The 24,387-nt window shown below is 64.6% G+C and carries 37 protein-coding genes; 19 read left to right on the top strand and 18 right to left on the bottom strand.

Features of this window, described 5'->3' with window-relative positions:
• Positions 1–5: 5 nt before the first annotated feature.
• The gene (locus EN862_RS16465) at positions 6–191 is read left to right on the top strand and encodes a hypothetical protein (RefSeq protein WP_127865332.1); all 186 of its coding nucleotides are present in this window, start codon (positions 6–8) and stop codon (positions 189–191) included.
• 132 nt (positions 192–323) lie between these two features.
• On the opposite strand, the gene EN862_RS16460 is transcribed toward EN862_RS16465, so the two are convergent.
• Positions 324–503, bottom strand: coding sequence for a hypothetical protein (locus EN862_RS16460; RefSeq protein ID WP_127865331.1), 180 nt, complete (start codon positions 501–503; stop codon positions 324–326).
• A 118-nt stretch (positions 504–621) separates the two neighbouring features.
• Here EN862_RS16460 and EN862_RS36195 point away from each other — a divergent pair, with 118 nt between their 5' ends.
• Positions 622–789, top strand: a complete 168-nt coding sequence (locus EN862_RS36195; protein ID WP_189401210.1) for a hypothetical protein — start codon at positions 622–624, stop codon at positions 787–789.
• 67 nt (positions 790–856) lie between these two features.
• On the opposite strand, the gene EN862_RS16455 is transcribed toward EN862_RS36195, so the two are convergent.
• Together EN862_RS16455 and EN862_RS16450 are read right to left on the bottom strand one after the other, a co-directional pair.
• On the bottom strand, positions 857–1,105 hold the full coding sequence (locus tag EN862_RS16455; protein ID WP_127865330.1) for a hypothetical protein: 249 nt from the start codon (positions 1,103–1,105) through the stop codon (positions 857–859).
• A gap of 212 nt (positions 1,106–1,317) precedes the next feature.
• Positions 1,318–1,503, bottom strand: a complete 186-nt coding sequence (locus tag EN862_RS16450; protein ID WP_127865329.1) for a DUF3606 domain-containing protein — start codon at positions 1,501–1,503, stop codon at positions 1,318–1,320.
• A 168-nt stretch (positions 1,504–1,671) separates the two neighbouring features.
• On the opposite strand from EN862_RS16450, the gene EN862_RS16445 reads away from it, so the two are divergent.
• Positions 1,672–1,959 (top strand): hypothetical protein, encoded by a 288-nt coding sequence (locus tag EN862_RS16445; RefSeq protein WP_127865328.1) that lies wholly within the window; start codon positions 1,672–1,674, stop codon positions 1,957–1,959.
• Between the two features lie 87 nt (positions 1,960–2,046).
• On the opposite strand, the gene EN862_RS16440 is transcribed toward EN862_RS16445, so the two are convergent.
• Positions 2,047–2,352: a hypothetical protein gene (locus EN862_RS16440; RefSeq protein ID WP_127865327.1), complete on the bottom strand. Its 306-nt coding sequence runs from the start codon at positions 2,350–2,352 to the stop codon at positions 2,047–2,049.
• 16 nt (positions 2,353–2,368) lie between these two features.
• Positions 2,369–3,406 carry an SDR family oxidoreductase gene (locus tag EN862_RS16435; protein ID WP_127865326.1) on the bottom strand — a complete coding sequence of 346 codons (1,038 nt, stop codon included), beginning with the start codon at positions 3,404–3,406 and terminating at the stop codon, positions 2,369–2,371.
• A 159-nt stretch (positions 3,407–3,565) separates the two neighbouring features.
• On the opposite strand from EN862_RS16435, the gene EN862_RS36190 reads away from it, so the two are divergent.
• Positions 3,566–3,742 carry a hypothetical protein gene (locus EN862_RS36190; protein WP_181592176.1) on the top strand — a complete coding sequence of 59 codons (177 nt, stop codon included), beginning with the start codon at positions 3,566–3,568 and terminating at the stop codon, positions 3,740–3,742.
• 208 nt (positions 3,743–3,950) lie between these two features.
• Positions 3,951–4,250 (top strand): DUF982 domain-containing protein, encoded by a 300-nt coding sequence (locus EN862_RS16430; protein WP_127865325.1) that lies wholly within the window; start codon positions 3,951–3,953, stop codon positions 4,248–4,250.
• 23 nt (positions 4,251–4,273) lie between these two features.
• Here the strand turns inward: EN862_RS16430 and EN862_RS16425 are convergent, their stop codons facing one another.
• Entirely contained in the window at positions 4,274–4,993 is a 720-nt protein-coding gene (locus tag EN862_RS16425; protein WP_127865324.1) for a Crp/Fnr family transcriptional regulator, read from the bottom strand.
• A 163-nt stretch (positions 4,994–5,156) separates the two neighbouring features.
• Between EN862_RS16425 and EN862_RS16420 the strand changes: the two genes are divergently transcribed.
• Together EN862_RS16420 and EN862_RS16415 are read left to right on the top strand one after the other, a co-directional pair.
• On the top strand, positions 5,157–5,390 hold the full coding sequence (locus tag EN862_RS16420; RefSeq protein ID WP_127865490.1) for a hypothetical protein: 234 nt from the start codon (positions 5,157–5,159) through the stop codon (positions 5,388–5,390).
• A 36-nt stretch (positions 5,391–5,426) separates the two neighbouring features.
• Positions 5,427–6,320: an alpha/beta hydrolase gene (locus tag EN862_RS16415; RefSeq protein WP_127865323.1), complete on the top strand. Its 894-nt coding sequence runs from the start codon at positions 5,427–5,429 to the stop codon at positions 6,318–6,320.
• A 53-nt stretch (positions 6,321–6,373) separates the two neighbouring features.
• Here EN862_RS16415 and EN862_RS16410 read toward each other — a convergent pair whose 3' ends face one another.
• On the bottom strand, positions 6,374–6,598 hold the full coding sequence (locus EN862_RS16410; RefSeq protein ID WP_127865322.1) for a hypothetical protein: 225 nt from the start codon (positions 6,596–6,598) through the stop codon (positions 6,374–6,376).
• Positions 6,599–7,037: 439 nt separating this feature from the next.
• Here EN862_RS16410 and EN862_RS16405 point away from each other — a divergent pair, with 439 nt between their 5' ends.
• From EN862_RS16405 to EN862_RS16385, 5 genes are all read left to right on the top strand, one after another.
• Positions 7,038–7,139, top strand: coding sequence for a KGG domain-containing protein (locus EN862_RS16405; protein WP_082056318.1), 102 nt, complete (start codon positions 7,038–7,040; stop codon positions 7,137–7,139).
• Between the two features lie 151 nt (positions 7,140–7,290).
• The gene (locus tag EN862_RS16400; RefSeq protein ID WP_127865321.1) at positions 7,291–7,785 is read left to right on the top strand and encodes a hypothetical protein; all 495 of its coding nucleotides are present in this window, start codon (positions 7,291–7,293) and stop codon (positions 7,783–7,785) included.
• 45 nt (positions 7,786–7,830) lie between these two features.
• On the top strand, positions 7,831–8,049 hold the full coding sequence (locus EN862_RS16395) for a hypothetical protein (RefSeq protein ID WP_127865320.1): 219 nt from the start codon (positions 7,831–7,833) through the stop codon (positions 8,047–8,049).
• Positions 8,050–8,074: 25 nt separating this feature from the next.
• Complete coding sequence (locus EN862_RS16390; RefSeq protein WP_127865319.1) at positions 8,075–8,272, top strand: hypothetical protein; 198 nt, start codon at positions 8,075–8,077, stop codon at positions 8,270–8,272.
• A 40-nt stretch (positions 8,273–8,312) separates the two neighbouring features.
• Positions 8,313–8,630, top strand: a complete 318-nt coding sequence (locus EN862_RS16385) for a plasmid stabilization protein (RefSeq protein WP_127865318.1) — start codon at positions 8,313–8,315, stop codon at positions 8,628–8,630.
• A 228-nt stretch (positions 8,631–8,858) separates the two neighbouring features.
• Here the strand turns inward: EN862_RS16385 and EN862_RS16380 are convergent, their stop codons facing one another.
• Positions 8,859–9,317, bottom strand: coding sequence for an Lrp/AsnC family transcriptional regulator (locus tag EN862_RS16380; protein WP_127865317.1), 459 nt, complete (start codon positions 9,315–9,317; stop codon positions 8,859–8,861).
• On the opposite strand from EN862_RS16380, the gene EN862_RS16375 reads away from it, so the two are divergent.
• The 3 genes from EN862_RS16375 to EN862_RS16365 are packed head-to-tail and all read left to right on the top strand — an operon-like array spanning position 9,289 to position 10,528.
• The gene (locus tag EN862_RS16375) at positions 9,289–9,492 is read left to right on the top strand and encodes a hypothetical protein (protein ID WP_127865316.1); all 204 of its coding nucleotides are present in this window, start codon (positions 9,289–9,291) and stop codon (positions 9,490–9,492) included. The genes EN862_RS16380 and EN862_RS16375 overlap by 29 nt on opposite strands.
• Complete coding sequence (locus EN862_RS16370; protein ID WP_127865315.1) at positions 9,489–10,232, top strand: AzlC family ABC transporter permease; 744 nt, start codon at positions 9,489–9,491, stop codon at positions 10,230–10,232. Before EN862_RS16375 ends, EN862_RS16370 begins: the two co-directional genes overlap by 4 nt.
• A complete protein-coding gene (locus EN862_RS16365; protein WP_127865314.1) occupies positions 10,229–10,528 on the top strand; it encodes an AzlD family protein in 300 nt (99 codons plus the stop codon). Before EN862_RS16370 ends, EN862_RS16365 begins: the two co-directional genes overlap by 4 nt.
• A 4-nt stretch (positions 10,529–10,532) precedes the next feature.
• Here the strand turns inward: EN862_RS16365 and EN862_RS16360 are convergent, their stop codons facing one another.
• The 7 genes from EN862_RS16360 to EN862_RS16325 all read right to left on the bottom strand — a co-directional run bounded on the left by EN862_RS16360 (position 10,533) and on the right by EN862_RS16325 (position 19,201).
• Positions 10,533–11,036 carry a hypothetical protein gene (locus EN862_RS16360; protein WP_127865313.1) on the bottom strand — a complete coding sequence of 168 codons (504 nt, stop codon included), beginning with the start codon at positions 11,034–11,036 and terminating at the stop codon, positions 10,533–10,535.
• A 183-nt stretch (positions 11,037–11,219) separates the two neighbouring features.
• The gene (locus tag EN862_RS36185; RefSeq protein ID WP_189401207.1) at positions 11,220–11,618 is read right to left on the bottom strand and encodes a hypothetical protein; all 399 of its coding nucleotides are present in this window, start codon (positions 11,616–11,618) and stop codon (positions 11,220–11,222) included.
• Between the two features lie 90 nt (positions 11,619–11,708).
• Positions 11,709–13,826, bottom strand: coding sequence for an EAL domain-containing protein (locus tag EN862_RS16345; RefSeq protein WP_127865310.1), 2,118 nt, complete (start codon positions 13,824–13,826; stop codon positions 11,709–11,711).
• Between the two features lie 409 nt (positions 13,827–14,235).
• Entirely contained in the window at positions 14,236–15,420 is a 1,185-nt protein-coding gene (locus tag EN862_RS16340) for a M20 aminoacylase family protein (protein WP_127865309.1), read from the bottom strand.
• Positions 15,421–15,464: 44 nt separating this feature from the next.
• Complete coding sequence (locus tag EN862_RS16335) at positions 15,465–16,661, bottom strand: diaminopropionate ammonia-lyase (protein WP_127865308.1); 1,197 nt, start codon at positions 16,659–16,661, stop codon at positions 15,465–15,467.
• Between the two features lie 252 nt (positions 16,662–16,913).
• Positions 16,914–17,621: an SDR family NAD(P)-dependent oxidoreductase gene (locus tag EN862_RS16330; RefSeq protein WP_127865307.1), complete on the bottom strand. Its 708-nt coding sequence runs from the start codon at positions 17,619–17,621 to the stop codon at positions 16,914–16,916.
• Positions 17,622–17,827: 206 nt separating this feature from the next.
• Positions 17,828–19,201: an adenylate/guanylate cyclase domain-containing protein gene (locus EN862_RS16325; RefSeq protein WP_127865306.1), complete on the bottom strand. Its 1,374-nt coding sequence runs from the start codon at positions 19,199–19,201 to the stop codon at positions 17,828–17,830.
• A 353-nt stretch (positions 19,202–19,554) separates the two neighbouring features.
• Here EN862_RS16325 and EN862_RS16320 point away from each other — a divergent pair, with 353 nt between their 5' ends.
• On the top strand, positions 19,555–19,857 hold the full coding sequence (locus tag EN862_RS16320) for a hypothetical protein (RefSeq protein WP_127865305.1): 303 nt from the start codon (positions 19,555–19,557) through the stop codon (positions 19,855–19,857).
• 229 nt (positions 19,858–20,086) lie between these two features.
• On the opposite strand, the gene EN862_RS16315 is transcribed toward EN862_RS16320, so the two are convergent.
• A complete protein-coding gene (locus EN862_RS16315) occupies positions 20,087–20,683 on the bottom strand; it encodes a YdeI/OmpD-associated family protein (RefSeq protein WP_127865489.1) in 597 nt (198 codons plus the stop codon).
• A gap of 217 nt (positions 20,684–20,900) precedes the next feature.
• On the opposite strand from EN862_RS16315, the gene EN862_RS16310 reads away from it, so the two are divergent.
• From EN862_RS16310 to EN862_RS16300, 3 genes are all read left to right on the top strand, one after another.
• Entirely contained in the window at positions 20,901–21,089 is a 189-nt protein-coding gene (locus EN862_RS16310) for a type II toxin-antitoxin system HicA family toxin (RefSeq protein ID WP_042642833.1), read from the top strand.
• A 12-nt stretch (positions 21,090–21,101) separates the two neighbouring features.
• Complete coding sequence (locus tag EN862_RS16305) at positions 21,102–21,536, top strand: type II toxin-antitoxin system HicB family antitoxin (protein WP_127865304.1); 435 nt, start codon at positions 21,102–21,104, stop codon at positions 21,534–21,536.
• 107 nt (positions 21,537–21,643) lie between these two features.
• Positions 21,644–22,381 carry an SDR family oxidoreductase gene (locus EN862_RS16300; RefSeq protein WP_127865303.1) on the top strand — a complete coding sequence of 246 codons (738 nt, stop codon included), beginning with the start codon at positions 21,644–21,646 and terminating at the stop codon, positions 22,379–22,381.
• On the opposite strand, the gene EN862_RS16295 is transcribed toward EN862_RS16300, so the two are convergent.
• Positions 22,332–23,288, bottom strand: a complete 957-nt coding sequence (locus EN862_RS16295; RefSeq protein WP_127865302.1) for a LysR family transcriptional regulator — start codon at positions 23,286–23,288, stop codon at positions 22,332–22,334. The two genes, EN862_RS16300 and EN862_RS16295, sit on opposite strands and share 50 nt — an antisense overlap.
• A 13-nt stretch (positions 23,289–23,301) precedes the next feature.
• A complete protein-coding gene (locus EN862_RS16290; protein WP_127865301.1) occupies positions 23,302–24,204 on the bottom strand; it encodes a S1C family serine protease in 903 nt (300 codons plus the stop codon).
• Between the last annotated feature and the right edge of the window lie 183 nt (positions 24,205–24,387).

Below are 24,387 nucleotides of genomic sequence, written 5' to 3'. Positions count from 1 at the left end.
AACCGATGGCCAAGAAGAAAGATAGACAGGCCAGTTCGGGCGTCGCGGAGGCCTCCCGCGCGGAAATCCATGAGGCGGCTTATTTTGCCCGAAAATGCGGCCTTACCCGCGACGAAGCCCTGCAGATGATCCGCGAGGCGCACGCCTCGGCGGTCCCCAAGCCGGCCGAGAGCGAGAAGCGCAAGCACTGATCCTTATCGTTCAAGACGCGCTGGCAGCAGACGGCTGTCCGGTGCGCTTTCGACGCGCTGCGTGGGAAGCATTGCGACCTCCTACGAGAATTGCTCAACCTAGGATTATCGTCCTATGGTGCGGACCAGAGTCTAGCGACCCTTGGTTGCCTTCGGCTTCCTGGTCGGCACTGGCGGCGCCTCTTCCTTCGGCTGGGAACTTTTGATGACGCGCTTCAGCCGCGCGTTGAAGTTCTCCTCGCTGTCGTCCGTCCCGGGTTTGCGGGCGGATTTGCGAAACTTGTCGATTTGAGATTTGTCGCTCTTAGGCATTGTCGGTCTTTTGGTTCAGAGGGCCATCGCTTGGGGCTGTCAAATATGTAGTCGATCTCGAGCCTGGTGAAACCTCTCCTGAGCTTGCGCTTTACCTTTAAGGCGATGGAGAGTGCGCATGAAGAAGGACGGACATCACAGCGAAGCCGACAAACGACTGCTTGCTGAGAAGCTGGCCAGGGATGTGGGGATCACCGAGGAGCAGGCGAGCGAACTGATCAACATGATCGGTACAGACTGGTCGTCGCTCGTGCGCGAAGCCCGTTTTTTAAAAGACAGGCACTAAAGCGCGTCGCGATCCTTCGGATTCCCTCCATGCCCACTTTCGGGAGACATGCTTTAGGACGCGCCCGTCAGGCGAGTCGCCTGATGCGGCCGCTTGCCAGGCGAAACACTCCGTCGGTTCCTCCCTGTTGCTCGAAGTCGGTCTGGATTTCGTCCCACGTGCCGAGATACGCACCGCACTCGGCGCAATGGATCGGCGTTGAGGATTGGACATTCCTGGGGATGTTCAACCGGATCGTCCCGCAGTGCGGGCATTCCAGACGGTGATCGAGATACTCACCTTTCGCGGCATAATGGCCGCCTCTTCCGTCGCTCATCGAAGCTCCACTTCCCTAGGTTGGGCGAAAGCGTGATGGGCTCTTCCGGCGCGCGCTTGCCTTTGCTCTGTGCGGCGACTGCTCGAACTTACACCTTCGGCGGAATTGCGCGCTAACATATGATTGGGCGAGCGATCCCGCTTGGTCGCAGGCAGGCGTCAAATATTTGCGCGACCTGTCCTGACTGGGCGGGTGCCGACCAGGGATGCCTGTCAACCCCGCAGCTTCCTCGCCTCCCGCTCGAGCGTCTTGCGGTCGTTGCCGTGTTCGCTGATCAGCTCGCGAACCTGCTCAGGAGTGATCCGGTGCTGCTTCGCGAAGTAGCGGACCTCGTACTCCTCGTCGGCCGAAACGCGGTCGCGGTCTCGAAAGTCGCGTTTGGTCCTGTCGTCCGTCATGGCTGTTCCTCCTGGTCAGATTGAACAGCGACAAAGCCGGAATGTTCCAAGCAGCTTTTTAGCAATACCTAATGGAACATCTGGCTAACCACCCGGTTCGGTGCCGCGGCGCGGCGTCGAGAGGAGCAGCGGCTCCGGCGCGGCGAGCTCGGGGTCCGGATCAACACAATGAAATGCCCTTTTACCGAAGACACGCTTGGCCAGAAGCTGGAGACGCGGACCGGCCTTTCCGTGCACTGTCTCACCTGCAAGCGAACCGCGATGCTCGACGTCGCGGAGCTGGTGCGCCGTCTCGGTCCAGACCATTCCTGCATGCCCTATGCGCTCGTGAAAGTGTTCTACTGCCGCGAGTGCCGAGCTGCCGGCCGGGAAGATCGCGACCTGCAATTCACAAATCACGCAGTCTGGGAGGAGAAGCAGTACTGGGTTCGCGAGACAAGGATCGCCAGCGGCTGATCGCCAGCACGAGGCGCTGACTATGAAGCATCGTTAACCGGGGCCGCCTGCGGCCGCCGCCAGGCCAAAGTGATTGCCCAGAAAGTTTCATTTGCTCGTCTGCGGCGGCACCTCGCCCGGCTTGATAATAGGCATTTCGCTGCCGGTCGGCGGCGGGGTCGTCGCGTTCTGGTCGCCAGTCGGCGGCGGCTTCAGCACGCCGCCGCAATCGCCGAGCTTTTTCGACAACTCGTCCGCGGCGGCCTCCTGCTTTTGCTTTTGCTGCTGGTCGTTAGCGTCGGGCTTGACCTGACAGTTCTGCGTCAGTTGATCCTTCGGTTGAGCGGCGGTCTGCGCCGCCGCCGGCACGGCCGGGATCAGAGCGAAGGCCACTATGAGAAGCGCTTTCTTCATGGGATCCTCCTGATGGTCAGTAGCCCCCGATGATCGGCAGGATCTCGCCGGTGATGTAGCTAGAGCATTGCGGCGAGGCCAGGAACACATAGGCCGGCGCGATCTCCTCCGGCTGGGCGGGCCGCTTCATCGGCGTCTGGGCGCCGAACTGCGAAACATCCTCCGCCTCTTTTTCCGACGGATTGAGCGGCGTCCAGACCGGACCGGGAGCCACCGCATTGACGCGGATGCCCTTGGCGATGAGATTGCCGGAGAGCGCTCGGGTGAAGGCGTGGATGCCGCCCTTGGTCATCGAGTAGTCGACCAGTTCCTTCGAGCCTTCGATGCCGGTGACCGACCCGGTGTTAATGATCGCCGAGCCCGGTTTCATCTGCGGCACGGCTTCCTGCGCCATGTGGAAATAGCCGTAGAGATTGGTCTTAAGCGTGGTGTCGAAATGCTTTTCGGTGAGATCGGAGAAATCGGCCGAGTGAACCTGGAAGGCCGCGTTGTTGACGAGCACGTCGAGCCTTCCGAACGCCTTGACCGTCTCGGCCACCGCCTTGCGGCAGAATGCGCGTTTGGCGACGTCGCCGCGCAGGGTGATGCAGCGCCTGCCCTCGGCCTCGACCGCCTGCTTCGTCGCCTTAGCGTCGCGGTCCTCGCTGAGATAGACGATGGCCACATCGGCGCCTTCGCGCGCGAACAGCACGGCGACCGCGCGGCCGATGCCGGAGTCGCCGCCGGTGATCAGCGCGACCTTGTCCTTGAGCTTGCCCGACCCTTGCCAGAACGGCGCGTCATAGAGCGGCGCCGGCTCGATCGCCCATTCCTCGCCGGGCTTGGGATGATGCTGCTTCGGGAAAGGCGGCACCGGATAGCGGCGCGCGCCGGCCTGCATGGCGCCCGAGGCTTTCGGCTTCGGCTTGCTGCGATCGGTGGCATCGACCTGGCGCTGGATGCTGCGCTGCCTGCGCGCGGTCTTGGCGGTGTCAGGTTTCTCCCCGGTGACTGATTTCTCCCTGGCGACTGATTTCTGGGCTGCGTTTGATTTCGTTCGGCTGCTGGTCGGCATGATGGTCTCCTTTCAGGGGACAACGCATGTCGTCGAAAAAGGTTGGCCGCGGTTCGTCGCCCCTGCCGAGATGCCCGGCATACATCAAAGTTAAATGCGGCTGACCGATCCAGGGTGCTAACCCTTCGTCATTGGGGGGACTCTCGAGGAGGAGTCCCAATGGACGTTCGAATTTTCATCGGCAGCCTGTCGGCCGCTTTGTCGCGCCGGCGCCCCGCCGCGCCGCCAATCCCGGTGAGGGTGATCCGCGCTTCCCTCGCCGACGTGCCGCTCAGGCCGCGTCCGCGGCCGCCGCACCGGCCGGCGCCGCCGATCCGGCCCGCCAGCAACATGTAAATTGAGGCTTGTCGTGCTGACTGGCCGGCCGGATGCAACCGACCGGCGACATCATCGTTTAGGCCCATCCCAATCTTGTGGTGCATCATGAAATCCTTGCCTATCAACAGCCCTCTTCTCATCCTCGCCGCCGCCATGATCACCGCGGCGCCCTTTGTCGGCCTTGCCTGGCGCACGCGCGAATGGCTCGGGTGGTGAGGACCACTCGATGAGCCGTTTCCTCCCCCTCACCATCCGCTTCATCAGCGGCGGCACGATGGTGGTCACCACGGTTGCCGAGGCCAAGAAGGCGCTTGCCGGCACATGGAAGAACAAGGAAGCGCCGGCATATCTCGAAGCAGTCCGGCTGGTGGATGACGCGATCGCGGGCACCTGCCGGCCGGCCGTCGCCTTTGCCGCCTTCAAGAAGGCCGCCGCGCAGCAGGGTCTGCTGAGGTCGGCCGCGCCGAGTGCCGCGCTGACCATGCTGGACGAGCTGTGGTCGCGCTCCAAGGTTCCGCGGAGCTAGAAGGCCGATCCGTCCTGCCCGGTCTATCTCGGCTCGTGCGCCATGCTGAGATAGGTCGGATCGAATTCGGCGATCGTGACCAGCCGCTCCCAGTCAAGGATCGTGATCATATGGCCGGTCCAGCTGATCACGTTCTGGCGGCGCAGCGTTCCGATCACCCTGTTCATATGGACGACGGACAAGCCCAGCACGTCGGCGAGTTGGGCCTGCGACAGCGGCAGGTGGAAGCTCATGTCGCGGGTCTTCTTCACCACCTGAAGCCTGACGAACAGCTCGCAGATCAGATGCGCGAGATGGGAAAGCTTGGAGCGGCGCCCCATGGCCACGATCCATTCGCGATGGATGGCGCCGTCGACCAGCGTGTCCAGCCAGAGCAATCGGGTGAGATGCGGCGCCTGCTCGGTGATCGTCTTCAGCTTGCCATGCTCGGCGGCCACCACATGGCAGGGCGACAACGCGATGATGCCGTGATCCATCGTCTTCAGCAGGAACGCATGCAGGTCGACGAAATCGCCCGCGACCTGCAGCGAGGTGAACTGGCGACCCCCGTCCTCCAGCACCTTGTAACGGGCAGCGAGGCCGTCGATGATCAGCGTGCTGTAGGTCGGCCTGGTTCCTTCGGCAACGATATCCTCCCCCACGCCGAAATATTTCTCGATCGACAAGGTCGACGTGAGCAACGCTTTCTCTTCGTCCGAGAGGGCATCGTGCTGGCCGAGATTGAGATAAAGCGATTCCAGCATCCGCCGTCCTCTGTTCGTCACTGCTAACGCTGCAGGCCGATGCTGGTTGCGAGCGATCCCGCACCACGAGGCCGGCGCATCGCAGATTCTGCCTCCGGATCAGGTGTTTGGAACCATGATCGCGTCCGCGAATTGAACGTCGGAACGGGGACTCAACGTGCCGATGCAACGCTTCTATTTCGACCTGTATAACGCCGAGCACAGCCAGGAAGACACTGAGGGACAGCTCTTCGCCAGCCGTGAGCGCGCCGGCATGGAGGCATTGCGCATCCTGCACGACGTCGCCCGCGACGAGATGCCGGCCGGCCGGCATCTGACCATCAAGGTCAAGGTGCTCGACGAAAAGCGTCACCAGATTTTCGAAGCGTCGCTGACGCTGGATTCGGCCTGGACCTGAGGCAGCCGGCGCCGGTCGAGATACCGGAGGCAAGCAATGTTCGACGATTTCGACAGCCGTGAGATCGACACCGGTGAGGCCAGGATCTTCGTTCGCCGCGCCGGCGCCGGTCCCGGCCTGCTCCTGCTGCACGGCTTTCCGCAGACGCATGCGATGTGGCGCGGGGCGGCGCCAAGCCTGGCGCGGGATTTCACTGTCGTCTGCGCCGATTTGCGCGGCTATGGGCGAAGCTCCTGCCCGCCATCGGCCGCCGATCATGCGCCCTATGCCAAGCGCGCCATGGCCGCCGACATGGTGGTGCTGATGGAGAAATTGGGTTTCAGGCGCTTCATGGTCGCCGGGCACGATCGCGGCGGGCGTGTCGCCTACCGGCTGGCGCTCGATCATCCGGACCGCGTCGAGAAGCTCGCCGTGCTCGACATTATCCCCACCGCCGATGCGTGGGACCGCGCCGATGCAAGGCTGGCGCTGGGCTACTGGCCGTGGTCGTTGCTGGCGCAACCCGAGCCGCTGCCGGAGACGATGCTTGCGGCCGCCGCCGATGCCATCGTCGACAATGCGCTTTCCGGCTGGGGATCGTCGCCCGACGCGTTTCCGCCCGGGGTGCGGCAGCTCTATGTCGAGGCGCTCAGCGACCCGGCGCACATCCATGCCATTTGCGAAGAATATCGCGCGGCGGCGTCCCTCGACCGCGACCATGACCATGCCGACAGGAAGACCGGCCGGCGCATCGCTTGCCCGCTGCTGGCGCTATGGAGCGAGCATGGGGCGCTGGCCGAATGGTACGTCGAGGAAGGCGGCCCGGAGGCGCAGTGGCGGAACTGGGCGGACGACGTCAGCGGTGGCGCCTTGCCCGGCGGTCACTTCTTCCCGGAGGCGTCGCCGATCGAAACCGCAGCCACGCTCGACGCGTTCTTCTCCGGAAGATAGCAACGCGCCTTGCGGAGGTTGGCGCGGGCCAGCCGGACGCCTGACCGGACGGCTCACGCAAGCATCAGGTAAAGCAACGGCGCGGCCGTCAGGCCGATCGCCATTATGATCAGCGTCACATGGCCGAGACGCTCGGCACGCCTTGCGATGTCGGCGATCTGATCGTCGTTGTTGATGGCATCGAGAAACGAAAGATCGGCAAGGGCGGCTTGGTTGTTGTCATTGGCAGGCAGGGTTTCGGCAGCCTGCCGCGCGGGCTTTGCAGAGATATAGGTCAAAACGTCGTCTCGCTCCGGGGCCGGCTTCGCGGCCTTCTTGTTCGTGGATATTGGTGCCCGCCGAATTGCGCGGGGGGCGATCAACGGGCACCAGGACGGCCGGCGATGAAGGGATTTCTCGTCGGCCGCTCACCAATTCGCAGAAAGCACGTTGGTTGCACAAGCCAGCCCAATGCGCCCGCCGGGTCAGACTTCAGTCGGGCGGAGTCACGAAATATTTCGACCGGAACATCGGTTGCGGGCACTTGTTCCCCTTACTCAAGGATGTCGAACGCGTCCTTGATTTCACCCCTGAAGAAAAATCCGAACCAACGGAGAATTGGATATGCCCAATCAAGGCGGAACCCACGAACAGCACGTCAAGGCCGGCCAGCAGAGCCACAAGAACCGCGAGGATCGGCATCGCGGCGGCGGACAGCAGCAGGCCGAGGACCGCAACATGGGTCAGCGGAGCGCGGGCCAGCACAGGGGCGGCAGCGGCAACTTCGCCGAAGACCGTCAGCGCGCCTCGGAAGCAGGCCGGAAGGGCGGCCAGCGCTGAGTTCAAAATGGCGTCCGCGGTCGCGGACGCCATTTCATTCGCCCCGCGAGATCAATCCCTCGATGGAACATCTTCGCCGTCCTCCAGTTGACCTTGGGACCGGCCGCCGCGACAGGCAGCCGTCGCCGCAGGATATTCAACGGAGGCAACAATGTCCTTGCACACTCTTCATCCCGAACGCGTCGACGAGACCCGCATGCAGGCCTATTCGACCTTCGGTCCGCTGCTGATCAATGCCTTGGCGGAAAAGCTGGCGCGCTGCCAGGGCATGCGCGAATTGGACAGGATCGAACAGTCGCTGGTGCGCCTGGTCGAAGAGACCGATGTGACGGCTCCGGATGCCGAGGCCATGAAGGAATTCGCGGTCGAACTCGTCGTGTCGACGCTGCGCAACGCGCGTGAGCATCCCGACGCCAAGCAGGACCTGGAAGAGATCGACGGCCGCCGCACGGAAGGCCGCTCGGAGGACCCGGACACGCTGGAAGAGCAGTTGCAGTCGGGCCTCGAGGACTCCTTTCCGGCCAGCGATCCGCCGGCCGTAGTTTCCACCGCGATCACCGGCGGTTCCAAGGACATCGTCGGGACCGACGAGGTGCTGCGCCGCAAGAAGGAAGCACGCCGCAGGCAGTCGGAGACGGCGGACTGACACGGCGCCGAAGCGAAGGAGATCCGCGATGACTGGAGACCCAAGATGACCCAGGCAAACGACAACATGCCGCACCGGCCGGGCGCCGCGAACGCGCCGTCGGGCGGCAAGCTGCCCGTCAAGGGCGGCGACGATCCCGACGTGCGGTTCCTGGCGGAGAACACCGACCTGTCGCCGAAGCAGGCGCGCGAGCTGATCCGCGACCACGGACATGACCGCGCTAAGCTGCTGGAGATCGCACGAACCATGAAGGCGGAAGGCTGAACGCCCTCCGGAAAGCGAGGCAAGGATGAGCAATTCACCGAAGAACGGACCAGCTGGAACGTCCGATCAATGGCCGCGCTGGGAAGGTCCGAAGGCCAACAAGCCGCGCGGCTACCTGCCGCCGAAGGACGATCCCGACGAGAACCGCGATGCCGCCGGCGAGAACAACAAGGATCCGGAACGCTCCGACCTTGGCGACGTCGCCAAGAAGAAGGGCGATTAATCCCTTCCCGAATTTACTCAGCGCAACAAGGAGAAGAAAAATGCCACGTGGCGACAAATCGAAATACACCGACAAGCAGGAACGCAAGGCCGACCACATCGCCGAAGGCTATGAGAAACGCGGCGTCTCGGAGAAGGAAGCTGAGCGGCGGGCCTGGGCGACCGTCAACAAGGACGATGGCGGCGGCAAGAAGGAAGGCGGATCGGGACGCGGCAAGCACACCGGCCATCCGGCCGCGCATAAGGGCGGCAGGACGGGCGGCAAGGCCTCCAGCGAGCGCTCCGCGGCGGACAAATCGGCTTCGGCGAAGAAGGCTGCGGCGACGCGCAAGCGCAATGAGAGCCACGCGCATCATTGATGACTTTTCGATGCGCAGGCGTCGGCGATTGGCGAAATCGGCGGCGCCGCCCCTTTCTCCCCGTCACTATACGGGGAGAAATGCCCGGCAGGGCAATGAGGGGCAGAGCCGAGCCCGCGAGTTTGTCGTCGCTGCGCTGCCGCCGGCTCTCAGAGATCCAAAGGCCGCGCCGCCCCTCATCCGCCCTTCGGGCACCTTCTCCCCGTTGAACGGGGAGAAGGAAGAATCCTACAGCGGCATCTCCGAAGTCTGCTTGATCGTCTGGCTGGGCACCTCCGTCTTGACGTTCTGCACGCCCTTGATGCGGCTCAGATGCTCCGACTGGAAGCGGCGGTACTCGTCGATACCGGCCGCCACGATCCGCACCATGGCGTCGCAGTCGCCCAGCATCAGATAGCATTCCATCACCTCGGGGAATTTCGCCACCTCGGCGGCGAAATGCTCGATCGTGTCCTCGTCCTGCTGCTGCAGCCAGATTCGGGTAAAGAAGGTCTGGCCGCGGCCGATCTTGGCCGGGTTGAGCACCGCGACATAGCGGTCGATTACACCCGCCTCCTCGAGCAGTTTTACACGCCGCAGGCAGGGCGAGGGCGACAGGCCAACCTCTTTCGCCAGATCGTTGTTTGCCATGCGCCCGTCACGCTGCAGGGCGCGCAGGATGCGTCTGTCGATCTCATCGAGCTTCATGGTTCCAGATTCCAATTCCTCACCTGAAATTGCCATCCAATGCCAAATCTTGGCAGAGATGGCGCATTTTCGCAACCCGATTGCCGCGCGTTTCGGCTATTGTCCGGCGACCGACAACCCCACAACCGAGCGGGAGAACGGCTGGCCGCAGGGCCAGCCGAAAGCAAAGCCATGAGCGTTTCCGAGATCGCCCTCCCCGAGGGCCGGACCACCAAAAGACGCGGCGCCGAGTTCCGGCGTGGGCTTGCCGCCTCGACGCCGATGCTTCTCGGCATCATCCCCTACGCGCTGGTGCTCGGCGCGCAGGCCGCGCAGAAGGGTCTTTCCATCGCCGAGGTGCCGCTGATGACCGGCCTCAATTTCGCCGGCGGATCGGAATTCGCCGCGATCCAGCTCTGGACCTCGCCGCCGCATATCCTGCTGATCGCCGCCATCACGCTTTTGGTCAACAGCCGGCATTTCCTGATGGGCGCGGCACTTGCGCCATTCATCAGGCACCTGCCGAAGCGCCAGGTCTTTCCCGCGCTGTTCTTGATGTGCGACGAGAGCTGGGCGGTGGGCCTGGCGGATGCGCAGCGGCGCGCCGCCGCCGGCATGCGGCCGGCCTTCAGCCTGCCTTTCTATCTCGCCGCCGGCTTGTCCGTCTACCTCGCCTGGGTGGCGTTCACGACTTGCGGCGCGGCGCTCGGTCCGGTGCTCGGCGATGTCGAAAAATACGGCTTCGCGATGGCCTTCCCGTCCGTCTTCCTGGTGCTGCTGCGAGGCATGTGGAAGGGCTTCGCGGCCGCCCGGCCCTGGCTGGTCAGCCTGGCGGTAGCGGCGCTCACCTACCTCGTCGTGCCCGGCGCCTGGTATGTGGCGGCCGGCGCGCTGTCCGGCCTGGTGGCCGCGTGGTTCCTGGCAGGCGAGACATGATCGATCCGATGACCCTGCTCGCCATCCTGGCGATGGCCGGCGTGACGTATCTCACCCGCATCGGCGGCTATGTGATGCTCAAGAACCGCGCGCTCAGCCCGCGCGCCACGGCGGTGATGGAAGCCGCGCCCGGCTGTGTGCTGATCTCGGTGATCGCGCCGGATTTCGTCTCAAGGAATCCGGCCGACCTTGCGGCTTTAGCCATCACCCTGCTTGCCGCGACGAGGCTGTCGATGCTGCCGACAGTGGTGATCGGGGTGGCCTCGGCGGGCGTGTTGCGGTGGCTGATGGGATGACGCGTCAGAGGCCGTAGATTCCGAGATCGTCCGGCCGGCCTGAAGCGGCCTCGCCCTGCCCGCCCGCACGCTGCCTCAACGCGGCATCCAGCCTGTCGTTGTCGCCGCTTTGCGGACGGACGATCGCGTTGACGAGCGTATCGAGGGAAACGCCAAGCTGGTCCAGGCCAAGCTGCCTCTCGATCTTGGGGACCGCCGACGGCGATTGCCGTTTCAACGCCTCGACGGCATTCTTGATCGCCGAGCCGTAGGAAGACACGGAATCGTAATCGGTCTGATCAACGGCGAACTCCTTGCCGGCGCGCTGCATCAGCCTGACCTTCGTCGCCGTGATGTTGAGGCTGTCGAGGCTGAACCTGGATACCGAGGTCGCGGGTTCCGCCTGTATGACCGGCGAGCCCGCCGGGCCGGAGACGTGCGCAGGAAGACCGTCGGCGGCCGGTCTGGCCGTCGGCGGCAGGCGCAGCGGCTGCAGGATCACAAGCGCGGTGTTGAGTGTCGAAGACATTGCCGGGTCTCGCAAGCGCCCGTCCGTCATGGACCGGACGCCGGACAGTCGAGCCAAGACGTCATGTCCTGGCCGAAGCGTTTCACAGGCAATAACCCGGTTGTCCTAAGAGTTCGATAGAACGATGGTTCACCTTTTAACGATGAACCGCGCTATCTCCTTGGTTTGGCTCAACGCCGAAGCTCAGTCGTCGCCGCCGCCATCGCCGCCACCGTCGCCGCCGCCATCGTGGCTGCCGCTGTCGCCGCCTCCGTCATGGCTGCCGCTGTCTCCGCCGCCATTCTGGCTGCCACCGTCCCCGCCGTCGTGATCGCCATCTTGATCCTCGCCCTGATCGTCGGCCTCCTGGTCGCCTTCATGCGAGCCGGAAGCGGCGCTGTCCCCGCTATTCCCGACCTCGTCATTCTCGGCGGCCTCTTGGTCGTCGCCAACGCTGGATGTGTTGACCTGATCCTCATCATCGTCGGCCGTGGACGCCGCCGTCAGTCCACCGCCATTATCCGAGCCCGCATGGGATGGCTGGGTGGCGAAGATGCCGAGCAGGCCGATTGCAATTGCCGCAAGCAAGGGAAGGGTTTTCATCCAGGCGCTCCGATTCGCTTCGTGATCTCGGATCATCATCATAGCGGATTACGGCGGCCTTAAATGAGTGATTTCAATTTTAGCAACTGCTTATTTTAAGCCTAACCTGGCATGCGGCCGCTCCGGGAACATCGTGCCGCTGGCGGCTCTTGCCACGATCGCCCCCAGCGGCTCGGGCCGGTGCAGGAAATAGCCCTGGCCAAAGGCGACGCCCATGCCCATGAGAATCTCCAGCGCCTCTTTCTCCTCGACCTTTTCGGCCACCACGGCGGCGCCCATCGAGCGGGCGATGCCGGTGATCGCCGAGACGATCTCGCGGTCGAAGCGGCTTTCGGCGATGTGCTCGACGAAGGAGCCGTCGATCTTGATAGCGTCGATGGGGAAGCGCCTGAGATATTCGAACGAGCTCATGCCGGCGCCGAAATCGTCGAGGCTGACCCGGCAATGGCGCTCGCGCGCGCGGCGCACGAATGCCTCGGCCGCCTCGAAATTGGTGACGGCGGCGGTTTCGGTGATCTCGAAGCCGACGGCCGACGGCGGCGCGCCGCTCTCGGCGATGGCCTCGTCGACGAAATCCCAGAGCTGCGGGTCGGAAAGGGTCTGTGCCGACAGGTTGAAGTCGAGCGCGATGGCGCCCGCGCGCATCGCCTCGCCGTGGCGCGTCAGCGCGGTACGGATGATCCAGCGGTCGAGCCGGGCGGCAAGGCCGAAGCGTTCGGCGACCGGCACGAAATCGCCGGGCGGGATCATCGTGCCGGTGCGGGCCTCGAGCCTGGCCAGCACCTCGACATGGCGGCTGTCCTCCCATGGCAGGCCGAGCCGGTGGATCTCCTGGCCGAACAGCTTCAGCCGGCCATCCTCCATCGCGTCGACCAGGTCGGCGGCCAACCGCGCGGCGTTGAGCCCGCCGGCACCCGACGTCGTGTCGGGTGAGAACACGGCGAAGCGGTCGCGGCCGCCGGCTTTGGCGGCGTAGCAGGCGTCGTCGGCGCAGGCGAGCGCATCGGCCACGCTCATGTTGCGGTCGCGGACGAAGGCGATGCCGATGCTGGCGGCAAGCCTGCGCGAGGTGACCGCCGAGCCGAGGTCGGCATCGCGCACCGCGGCGAGCACGGCGCGGGCGATGCGCTCGGCACAAGCGTCATTGCAGTTCGGTACCATCAGTGCGAACTCATCGCCGCCGAGGCGCGCCGCATGCGCCGACGCCGGCAGGCTGGCGAGAATGCCGGCCGCGACGCTCTTCAGCGCCAGGTCGCCGGCGGCATGACCGGCATAGTCGTTGAGCGCCTTGAAGTAGTCGAGGTCGACATAAAACACAGCTAGCGGCAGGCGCTCGGCCATGGCGATGTTTTCCGCGAGCAGCCGGTCGAAGGCCGCGCGGTTGAGCAACCCGGTCAGGGCGTCGTGACGCGCGGCGAAGGCGAGTCCCTCGGCACGCATCTTCTCCTCGGTGATGTCGCGCACGGTGCCAAGCACCTGGCCGGCCGAGCCGACATCGGCGACAAAGCGCACCAGCGATTCGAGATGACGGACCTGGCCGTCACGCCGGATGATGCGGTATTGCGAGGCCACGACATCGCTGGAGCCCGGCGCGATCTGATGGGCGCGCTCCGTGGCTTCCTTGTCGTCGGGATGAAGATAGGTGTGCCACAGCTCGGCCGACACCTCGTCCTTGTCGGCAACGAGGCCGAATATCTCGCGGCTGCGCGCGTCCCAATAGCTCTTCCTGGTGCCGATGTCGTGATGCCAGATCCCGGTGCCGCTGGCGGCGAGCGCCAGGCGGAAGCGGATGTTGACCTGCTCGAGCGCCGCCTCGGCCTCTTTCTGGCGGGTGATATCGGTCTGTACGCCCATCAGCCGAAGCGGCTTGCCGTCGGCGTCGCGCTCGACAGTGCCGCCACGGTCGAGCACCCAGACCCAGTGGCCGTCCTTGTGGCGCAGGCGCAGCTCCGTCTCGATCGAATCGACGAGGCCCGCAATATGCCGGTCGCCGCTTTCCTGCGCGCGCTGGCGGTCGTCGGGATGGGTGAGCTTCAGCCAGAGATCGGGCGTGTTGGCGAGCTCGCCCTCCTCATAGCCCAGCATCTTCGACCAGGTCGGCGAATAGTAGCAATCGCCGGTCGACAGATTCCAGTCCCAGAGGCCGAGATGAGCGCGCTCAAGCGCCAGCGCCCAGAAATTGCCGTTGCGTCTGTTGTCGTCCACCATTTTTTGTTCTTGCCGTCCCGTCCCCGGCAATACTGCATGAAAGCAGAGAAGAAAGGGTTACCGGGTTACAGCTAGTCTCCGCCCTCGTGGGGGAGAAAGCCGGCAGGCCAGAAGGGGGGCGTGAAGGATCGCGGCGCTGCAGGATCAAGATTCCTCGCCCCACGAATGTGGGGAGAGGTGGCTGGGCGAAGCCGAGACGGAGAGGAGAGCGCCCTACGAAGGCCCCCTCTCCGTCCGCTTCGCGGACATCTCTCCCCCGCCTTTGCGGGGGCGAGGAACCCAGGCTTCAGCAGGCCGGCGGGACAGCGCCCCCCTCTGCCCTGCCGGCTTTCGTCGCTCGGAAAGCCAAGCAATTGGCTTCTCGTCCGCTGCGCGGACCGCTCCTCAACCCCCACAAGGGGGGAGATTGCTAATCGCCCACCGCCAGCCGTCTCCGCACCACAGCGGCGTGATACCGCGCCCCGTGCAGCAGGGCTTGGTCGTTGAAGTCGTAGGCGGGGTTGTGCAGCGGCGCGGTGTCGCCATTGCCCATGAAGACGAAGCAGCCGGGCACGTGGGTCAGGAAGCGGGCGAAGTCCTCCGAGGCGGTCATCGGCTCAGCCGCGACGCGAACGGCGTCGGCGGCAGCGATGCCAACGGCATCGTCGGCCAGCGCGGTCCTAGCAGCCGCAAGGGCCTCGTCGACCAGCGGCGCGTCGTTGATCAAAGGCACGAACTCGCGCGTGTAAGTCACTTCAGCAGCGACATTATAAGCCTGCGCCGTACCCTCGGCGATGCGGCGCATCTCCTTTTCGATCGCGGCGCTCACCTCAGGCCGAAAACTGCGGCAGTCGCCCAGGATGCGCGCCAGCCCGGGCAGCGCGTTGCGGGTGCCGTCGGTGATGAGCTCGGTCACCGAGACGACGCCGATATCGGCGGGGCTCAGGCGCCGCGAGACGATGGTTTGCAGGTTGACGACCAGCGCGCAGGCGGCGACCAGCGTCTCCTGGCCGGCATGCGGCCGCGCCGCGTGGCCGCCGAGGCCTTTGAGCACGATTTCGAAATTGTCCTCGGCCGACATCACCGGGCCGCTGCGGGTCTCGAAATGGCCGACGGGCAGGCCCGGCATGTTGTGCAGCCCAAAAATCTCCTCGAAGGGGAAGCGCTCGAGCAGGCCGTCGTCGAGCATGGCGAGCGCGCCTTTGCCCCATTCCTCGGCCGGCTGGAAGATGAAGCGCACGGTGCCGTCGAAGCCGCCTTCGCTTGCCAGGAGCTTGGCGGCGCCGAGCAGCATCGAGGTGTGGCCGTCATGGCCGCAGGCATGCATGGTGCCTGGCGTTTGCGAGCGCCAGGCCTGCGTGCCCTGCTCGGCGATGCGCAGCGCGTCCATGTCGGCGCGCAGCGCGATGGCGCGGTTGCCGCTGCCCCGGGTCAGCGTGCCGACCACGCCGGTGCCGCCGATGCCCTCGGCGACGTCCAGTCCGAACTCCCGCAACTTCCCGGCGACGAAGGCGGCGGTGCGCTTTTCCTCGAAGCCGAACTCGGGATGGGCGTGGAGATCGCGCCGCCACGCCGTCATCTCGCGGTGAAGAGCTTCGAGGTCGAGTCTGGCCATCGGTCGCCCAAAGCCTTTCTTGACACGGAGAACCGGAACTGCTCTCAGGCAGTTTGCAGGAACACCTCTTCGGGCGCCATCCCTACCAGCTCGGCAAAGCGGCCATGGTCGGTCGCGCCCTCCGAGTTGATGACGAGCACGCGCGAATGCCCGTCGAGGCCGAGCGCCTTGCGCATATGCCTGTCGCCCGCGGCGCGGACCAGCCCGGCGAGCCCTGCCCCGCCGCTCTCGCCGGAGACGATCGCGGGATCGCTGCCCAAGGGCCGCGCCAGCCGTTTCATCACCGCGACCGCATCCTTTTCCTCCACCGTCATGAAGGCATCGCCGACGCGCGCCAGCACGCGCCAGGCGACGAGGGACGGCTCAGCGCATTCGAGCATCGTCATCACGGTCGGCTGCTGATGGGCGATCGTCACGGGACGTCCGGCCTCGGCCGAGGCGTAGACGCAGGCCGAGCGCCGCGGCTCGACCACCACGGCCTTCGGCCGCCGCTCGCCCAGCATAACCGCCATATGACCGGCGATCGCCGCCGCGAAGCCGCCGACCCCGGCTTGCAGGAAGACATGCGTGGGTGGCTCGGCCATGCGCCGCAGCGTCTCGCGAACGATCACCGTATAGCCCTGCATGACCAGTCCGGGGACGCGCTCATAGCCGAGCCAGGAGGTGTTGGAGACGATCTTCCAGCCGCGCTCGGCGCCGACGCGCGCGACCTCGCGCACAGCATGGTCATAGCCGCCCTCGACCTCGACGATCTCGGCGCCGAAACGGGCGATGGCCGCGACACGCTCGCGGCTTACGCCGGCATGGACGAAGATCACCGAACGCGCGCCGACCAGACTGGCGCCTTGCGCGACCGAGCGGCCATGATTGCCGTCGGTGGCGCAGACGAAGATCATGCCGGACGCGATCTGGCGCACCCGGGCGTTGTTTATCTCGCCGATATCGACGTCGCGGCCGAGCCACTTGCCGGCCTCCTCCAGCACCAGCCGCATGACGGCATAGGCGCCGCCCAGCGCCTTGAAGGAGCCAAGGCCAAGACGCTGGCCCTCATCCTTGACATGAAGCGACGCGATACCGAGCTCGCCGGCCAGCGCCCGCAAGGCGAGCAGTGGTGTTTCGGCATGGTCGTCGCGCGCCTCGAGGTAACGCTCGGCCCGCGCGCCGCCTGCCATGCCGAGAGACTCGGCATCGGCGGCAACCAACGGCTGGTTGTGTTCGGGACGTTGGTTGAGCAGCAGCATGCTAGTCTTCCTGCAAGGCACTGAAACTCTGGCGGGCGCGATTCGGGCGCGATTCCGGACACTTTCATTGGCTAAGTGATTGAAGTTTGTTTCGATTGGATGTCGCCGGATGTTCGTTTCGGAGGGATCCGATAGCCAACTTGACTATTTTTGGGGGTATTTCGCCCCCGCGGCACAGTCTGGGCCACAACCATCTGCGTTCCTTCCGCGATCAATCGCCGCCAGCCGGGCGGCGACGCGCACGAGCCCGTTTCACCACGGCAGCCGCTTGCCGTCGCGGAAAAAGCCGCCGGTCGGGCCATCGTCCGGCAGGGTCGCGGCCCAGACGATGCCGGCAGCACCCTGCGCCACGGGGCGTCCGCCGGGGCCGCCCATGTCGGTTGCGACCCAGCCGGGGCAGATCGAATTGACGAGCACGCCCGAGCCGCGCAGCTCGGCCGCCAGGATGCGGGTCAGCGCGTTGAGCGTCGCCTTGCTGGTCGAATAGGCCGGCGCGCCGGCGCCCATCGAAGCGAGCGAGCCGCCTTCCGACGAGACATTGACCAGCCGGCCATGGGCGGAAGCGCTGAGCAGCGGCGCAAAGGCGGCGGCGACGCGCCAGGCGCCGAAGACATTGGTCTCGAACGCCTCGCGGATCACCGCCCAGTCGGGCTTCAGCGCCCGCGCCGACGGGTCGTAGTGGATCGCGGCGTTGTTGACCAGAACGTCGAGCCGGCCGAAGCGGCGCTCGACCTCTGCCGCGGCGTGCGCCGCCGCATCGGGCGCGGCGACATCGAGCGCGATGGCCTCGACCTTGCCGCCGAGCTTCTTGGCCGCCGCCTCGCCCTTGGCCAGGTCGCGCACGCCGATCAGCACGGTGAAGCCGAGTTCGGCCAACTGCCTTGCCGTTTCCAGGCCGATGCCGCGATTGGCGCCGGTGACCAGCGCCACCTTGCCTGAATGATTTGCCTCAGCGGCCATTGCTTCTGCTCCTTCAATTTCCTCTTATCGACAGCAAAGATGGCATCGATCACGCCGACCGATTAGAGCGCCGAATTGGCACTCATTGCGCAATGCAGCTCATGAATGGGCGCGGTCTTTGTTTCCGCGCAATTCCGGACGGAAAACCGCTACGTACTTTTCCTGGAATTTGCTCTAGGGCCGAATGGACGATCTGGCGGGTACGCTCACTCGAGACCGACCCAGATGTAGCCATCCTCCTCGCGGCACGGAAAGAGATGCAGCGGAGCCCGGTTCTTTGAAATATCGCCGAGAATCTCCATGCCGGCCGAAGTGCCGTCCTCATTGAGCGCCTCGCACCACCTTACGATTTCGCCTGTATCCAGATCGAATCCGCTGTGATGCCAGCGACACACCAGCGTGCCGTCCTCGCCGAAAGTGCTCGCCCGTCCTGCGTGGCCGTTGGCCCCCGAGGCAGTCTCGAAGAATGGCAACTTCAAATGCGGGCAGGCATTGTTAAAAGCATAGACGCGCCCGCCCCTGCGCAAGATCACGGCATAGAGCGCCGGGAACTCGATGACTTTGTGGTCGCCATCCTTCAGTTCGCTCGTGGCGACCGTCCGGTGCCAGGTCTTGCCGCCCAGCTGCATAGTCTCGCGCGCGCCTTTTTCGTTCAGCCGGCGCTCGGCTTCAGCCTTCAGCTTCTTTATCTCGTACAGCGTAATTCGGTCGGAGGTACCGCGCAAACGCACTCGAATGAAATCGGAAATTTCAACCTCACCCTTGACCTGTTCATAGAGCGTCTCGGTAATCAGGAGGCGGGTTCCGGCCTCCTTGTTGGCTGCTTCGACGCGGCTCGCCACATTGACCGCATCGCCGATAGCCGTCAGGCGCTCGTTGCCGGGTGATCCGACCGAGCCGATCACCGCTTCGCCCAGATGCAAACCGACGCGAATATCGAAGTCGATCCCGTACATCGAGGCAAAAAAGGGTTTCAGCCGATCGACCGTGGCAAGGGTCTGCAGGGCCGCATTGACCGCGCGCACCGGTGCATCCTCCTGGCCCTGCACGCCGAATATCGCCATAAGCCCGTCGCCGACGAACTTGTCGATGTAGCCGTCGTTGAGCTCGATGACTTCAGCGACCTGAGTGAAATACCGATTGAGCAGATACATGACGTCGTAGGGCGTCAACGTTTCGGAGAAGTGGGTGAACCCGGCAACGTCGCTGAAGAAAATGACGACCGACTTCAGCTCGCCCGCACTGGTGGACCTGTGCGGCAGCAACTGACTGGTCATTCGCAGGTCGGTCTCGTCGAGTACGAGCCTGCGGAAGGTGATGTCGGAGTCAGGCCTGAGCTGGCATGCCAGGCGTACGTTGTTGCCAAGCCCCAACCGCTCCACGAGCGCGCGCTCCGGCGCGGTACGCTCCGGGCAGCGGTCCGCACCGTCGAGAATCCAAATCCGGCAGGTCGAGCACTTGGCCTTGCCGCCGCAAGCGCAGGCGATCGGGACATCTGCCCGGCGAGCTGCTTCAAGGACAGATTCCCCCAGCGCCGATTTGATCGATATGTCGTCGGGCAGTGACAGCAACGTAGGCATCGGAACTGATCTTCCAGTACGAAGTGGCGCCAGACGCTGGTGTTAACAACAGGTCTGTCAGCCGGACACCGTTTTGGCCTCGTTCCGGCGACATTAGCCCAGCAACGGCTCGGACGCCATCGTCGAGTCCGATAGTCCGCCTTGGTCGGTCGAAAGGCGCGTTTGGCATCGGCTTTTGACCACCAGGCAGCCCCCGTTCCACGGGTGGGGACATGCCGGAAACAATCCAGAAACAAGATTCAACAATCCGGAAAAACTCGCGAAAAAACCCGCTGTCATAAACGGCACCGGAGCAGCCGAGCGATTGCGGCGCGCGACAAACAGACATCGATCTAAACCAAGGATTGCCGATTATGAAAAAGACCCTTCTTTCCGCTCTCGGCCTGGCCGTCGCGCTCGCTTTCGCGGTGCCGGCGCTCGGCACCACCGAAGCCAATGCCGCCTCGACGACCACCGCGACCACGACGACCACGACTGCTGCTCCGGCCGCGAAGCCGGCCGCCAAGGTCGTGCATCATAAGAAGCACAAGAAGCACCACGCCAAGAAGCATCACGTGGCGAAGCACCACAAGCATCACGTCAAGAAGCACCATGTGAAGAAGCATCACGTGAAGAAGCACCACGTGAAGAAGCCTGCCGCGAAGAAGGCCGCGTAAACGCCGCCTCTGTTTCCACGCAATTCCGGACCGCTTCCCACTTTCCCTGGAATTGCGACCACCTTCATGACCGGATGATCCCGGACCGCTTCCAAAGGGTTCAGGATCATCGCTTCCCGAAAACGCCGCCCTCCCTCCCGGGCGGCGTTTTTGTATCATCTTCGAAGCGGCATGATCCTTTCCCACAACCGGTAATGCCTTTTCGTCAACGCGGTCCTTCGGTTCGGGATCACTTCTTCTGCGGATGGATCGTCTCCCCGCGCTTCAGCATCGCCACCAGATCGGCGATCTTCTTCTTGCGCCCCGCCTCGGTCTTCATGTTGTGGGTGCGAAAGGCGAGCGCGAAACGGTTCTGCGCCGAGAGCTTCTCCAGCATCGCTTTCGCCTTCGGCTCGGCATCGATCGCGGCCTGCAGGTCGGGCGGAATGGTCATCTCCTTCGAGCCGGCATAGGCGCGGTCCCAGCGGCCGTCCGCCTTGGCGGCCTCGATCTCGCGCAGCCCATGCTCGGTCATGCGGCCCGACTCGACCAGGCGCGCGACATTGTCGATGTTGATCTTGCTCCAGATGCTCTTCCTGCCGCGCGGCGTGTAGCGCTGCAGGAAGCTCTTGTCGTCGAGCGACTTGCGCACCGCGTCGATCCAGCCGAAGCAGAGCACGACGTCGACCGCCTCCTTCGGCGTGATCGAGGCGAGCCCCGAGCCGATCTTGTGGATCTTGATCCAGACCTCGCTTTCGCGGTCGTGGTTGTCAGCCAGCCAGGCATAGAAACTGTGGGCATCAGGGAATTCCCGGACCTTGTCCGGATCGACCTTGATGGGAGCCATCATCACCTCGTTTTTCGTCCGCAAGCAGTGTGGACGATTCCTCGGCGATTGTAGCGAGAGCTGGTGCCAGTTTCTGTCAGCAAAGCGAGAGATAGCCTGGTCCGATGGATTCCTGATTTACGAATTGTAGCGCCAAGAAAAACTTCTCTTTTTCAAGGACTTGAAGAACTCCACACTTCTGTTGACTTCCACAGATGTGTGGAATACGCTATCTTTTATGAACGCAAGCGAATTCCGGCGCTGGCTCGCCAAGCAGGGATGTACCTTTGAAACCCACCGCGGTGGGAGCGGTCACCTGACTGTCCGTCTCAAAGACAAGGTCTCGCAACTGCCGATGCATGGCGGTGGTAAGGAGCTTGGAACGCGTCTGGTCGAGAAGATCAAGAAGGATCTGGGCCTGAAATAGAGGAGACTGTGTATGTGGTATGAACTCGCTCTCACGCCCGACGACAACGACACCTGGCTGGTTACGGCACCTCAATTCGACGAGGTGGTTTCGTATGGCGGCACAAAAGAGGAAGCCTGCCGCAATGGGCGAAATGCCATTGAGGAGGCCATCGCCGCCCGAATTGCGCACGGGGATGATATCCCTTTCCCGCTCAAGGAAACCAAGGGCAAGGGATGGTTTGTGGAGGTCCCGGCGCTCGTCTTCCTGAAATCGGCTCTCTACATGGCCCTGAGGGAAAAAGGCTGGAGTCGGGCTGATCTGATGCGCGAGCTGAAATGCCAACGAGAGCATGTCGATCGGCTGTTTCGGCTCGACCACAATTCACGGCTCGACTCGCTCGAGGAGGCGTTCAAGGCGCTCGGCCATCCGCTGCGCTTTGACATGGACTTCCACAAGGCCGCCTGACTTTCCCGGCGAAAGCTGGGCGGCCGCCCGGTATCATCGGACCTTCCGATACCACTATCGGTTTCTTCCGTTTCCGCTACGCGCGCAGGCCTGCCACATGACCGTCCATGCAAAGGAAGGGCATGGACATGGAAAAGATTCTGATTGTCGGCGGCAGTTCGGGCATGGGGCTGGCGCTCGCTAGGCGCTGCATCGAGGAAGGCGCGCACGTCATTATCGCCGGGCGTGGCGAAGCGAAGTTGAGCGCGGCGCGGGATGGGCTCGGCCGGCCGGGAACGCTTGAAACGGCGGTGGTCGACGTCAGCCGCGCGGATGAGGTCGCGGCCCTGTTCGCGCGCATCGGCAGGCTCGATCATATCGTCAGCACGGCCGCGGCGATCGACGGCGCCTACCGGCTGTTGCCCGAGATCGAACTCTCAGCCGCGCAGCGTGTGGTAGAAAGCAAGCTCTACGGGCCGCTGCTGCTCGCCAAGCACGGCGCGCCGAAACTGCCGCCGAGCGGCTCGCTAACCTTCGTTTCCGGCATTGCGGCCTATCGGCCTGCGGCGCGCGGCTCGGTGGTTGCGGCGGTCAACGCGGCGCTCGAAGGGCTGGTGCGGGCCTTGGCGGTCGAGCTGGCGCCGATCCGCGTCAACGCTGTGTCGCCCGGCTGGGTCGACACGCCGATCTGGGAGTTCGTCGCCGGCGAGAAGAAGGATGAGACGCTGGCCGCGATGGCGAAGCGCCTGCCGGCCGGGCGGGTCGGACGGCCCGAGGACATCGCCGACGCGATCCGCTTCCTGATCGGCAACGGTTTCACGACGGGAGAGACGCTGCATGTCGAGGGCGGGCACCGGTTGGTTTGATCGGCGCAAAGCCCTCATTCATCGCCGCGAGAAACTGCTTCAGCGCCGGCGGCAGGACGCGCCGGCGACGCCAGACCATCACGATGTCGGCCGAGCGGACCGGGCCGGGCCAGCCAAGCTCGGCCACCTCCGCGCGATCGATCGCGGCGGCGGCCGCCAGCCGCGGCACAAGGCCAAAGCCGGCGCCGGCCGCCACCAGCCCGGCAATCGCGTCGATGCTGCCGGCTTCGGCGGCCAGCCTTGGCTTGCCAAGCCCCGCTTCGCCGAACGCCTTGTCGACCATGGCGCGGTAGACGCAGCCGGTCTCGGTGGCGACGAAATGCTTCTCGGCCAGCGTCGCCAGATCGACATCCACATGGTTGTCGCCGGGCGGGGCGATCAGCGCCAGCGGCTCGTGCGCCACGACACGCCTGGCAAGGCGCGAGTCGGGCGCTTCGGCATCGACATCAAGCCCGGGCGGCCGCTCGAAGCAGATGGCGACGTCGATCTCGCCCTCGCCCAGCCTGCGCAGCAACTCCCCGCTCCCGGCGATCCTGAGCTTGATGTCGATACCGGCGTGATCCGCGCGGAAAGCGGCGAGCCACGAAGCCAGCCTTGCCGAGGCGATCGTCTCCAGAGCGCCGATCGACAGGCTGCCGGCCGCCCCTGCCCTTGTGGCATCGACGGCGGCGCGCGCGTCTTCGGCCAGCGCCAACAGGTCCTCGGCATAGGGTTTCAGCGCCTCGCCCGCCGGCGTCAGGTCCAGCCCCCGCCGCGAGCGAGTGAACATGCTGGCGCCAAGCTCGGCCTCCAGCGACTGGATCTGGTCGCTGACGCTCGACTGGGCGAGATTGACCTCCTGCGCCGCGCGCGTGATGTTGCGCGTGCGCGCGACCGCCAGAAAGGTCTTCAACAGCCTGGGGTGCATCTGGCGGGCGGCGCTACTGCAGCTGCGGCTTCTTCAGGAAGGAATTGCGGTCCGCGGATTTGACGCGCAGCCAGGTCTCGCGGCCGTCGCGCACGACGCGCAGCGGGATTTCCGCGCCGGCCGGGTTCTGCCAGAGCTTTCGGTAGAAATCGGCCAGACCGTCGACCTCGCCGTCGCGCACATCGGAGATGATGTCGCCCTGGCGCAGCCCCGCCTTGGCGGCGGGACCGCCTTCGGCTACGCTCATCACCACCACCATGCCGTTCGACTCGGCCGAGAAGGCGCCGAGCCACGGGCGCGGCGCCTTGGCCGCCTGGCCGCGCTTGATGAGATCGTCGAGGATCGGCGTCAAGAGGTCGATGGGCACGACCATGTTGATGTCGGCCACCTCGCCGGCGCGGCTCATCTGCAGGCGCAGCGAGCCGATGCCGAGCAGCTTGCCGTCGCGGTCGAACAGCGCGGCCCCGCCCCAGGACGGATGCGCGGGCGTGATGAAGATCGCTTCGTCGATCAGATATTCCCAGTAACCGGCGAACTCCTGCTTGGTGACGATGTGGGCGTCGACCTGCTGGCCGATGCCGTCGGCGAGCGTCACGGCGTCGCCGATATTGGCCTTCCTGGCGTTGCCGAACTGGACAGCCGGCAGATTGAGCGGCGACAGCGCCTGCACGAGGCCGAAACCGGTCTCCTGGTCATAGGCCAGCGCGTGCGCGGCCACCACGCGGCCGTCCTGGTCGGTCAGCCACACTTCCTCGGCCTCGGTGATGAGGTAGCCTATCGTGAGCACCAGGCCATTGTCGCGGATCACCACGCCGCTGCCCTCGCGGCGCGTGCCCAGCGCATTGGCGGTAAAAGCGTCGTCCGGAACCGTGGCGCGCACGGCAACGACGGAGCGCGAAATTTTCTCGATGGTCATCGATCCATCCTGCATTGCGGGTTTTTCTATTTCTATAAGTATGGCCAGAGGGCTGCGGTGCAAGGGTGATCTTCCCCTTGCCGGGCTGGCACAAGCGCTAGTTCAACGAAGATTGAACTTTTTTCTTTGACGCCGGCAAACCCGCACCTAAATTTATCGCCATCAGCGGACGCGCTGCCCTCC

The sequence above is a fragment of the Mesorhizobium sp. M2E.F.Ca.ET.219.01.1.1 genome (assembly GCF_004016445.2).
In the GTDB taxonomy this organism is placed as follows: domain Bacteria; phylum Pseudomonadota; class Alphaproteobacteria; order Rhizobiales; family Rhizobiaceae; genus Mesorhizobium.
Note: the sequence above shows the minus strand (reverse complement) of the source record. Positions and strands in the feature narration are given on the sequence as shown.